This window comes from Bradyrhizobium sp. CCBAU 45321 (genome assembly GCF_028128975.1).
GTDB lineage: Bacteria > Pseudomonadota > Alphaproteobacteria > Rhizobiales > Xanthobacteraceae > Bradyrhizobium > Bradyrhizobium yuanmingense.
In genome coordinates this window covers 1-525 of the sequence record NZ_LFKZ01000038.1, presented here as the reverse complement: position 1 = coordinate 525, position 525 = coordinate 1, and the positions used below count along the sequence as shown (strand labels likewise).

The window sequence follows — 525 nt, the reverse complement described above, 5'->3', positions numbered from 1 at the left end:
CTGATTGCGTGCCGAGCTTGTAGATTTTGTCTGCCACTTCCCACAGCCCCTTCTGCAAATCGTCCCTTCGATTTAGAAGCAGATCAAGTTGTGTGCCGAGGCGAGAGAGAGTCCTGACATCGTCAGCCTTGAGTTCCTCTCCATCCTCAGTGCTCATCAGGATGGCGTGGTACTCGCACAGCGAGTTGCGAAGTTCCTCCATCCAACTCATCCGAAGTTTTGCGATCTCACGCGCGCCAGCTGTGCTAGCGGCGAGCATTGAGGCTTTGGCCGATGTTTGACTTGCGATGGCTTGCCGCCGCCCGATGCGCCATTGAACCAACGGGCCGAGCACTCCGGATATCAAAGCGAAAACCGCAGCAACGGCCGCCACAGCGGCAGCGGGATTCCCTTTGATTAGTTCGAATATCTCGAGGAGTGGAAGGTTAGCGAAGAAGACGGCGAGTCCCCCAAGCTCGGCGTGCCGCATCCGAGTCTTGACCGGCTGACGATTCGCACAGCCGCGCCCTCAATGGACCGTGGGTT

1 protein-coding gene is annotated in these 525 nt (G+C 57.7%); it reads right to left on the bottom strand.

Annotated elements, in window-relative coordinates:
• Positions 1-469, bottom strand: a 469-nt coding sequence (locus tag ACM43_RS09550; RefSeq protein ID WP_271539845.1) for a hypothetical protein, incomplete at its 3' end; no start/stop codon positions are given.
• Between the last annotated feature and the right edge of the window lie 56 nt (positions 470-525).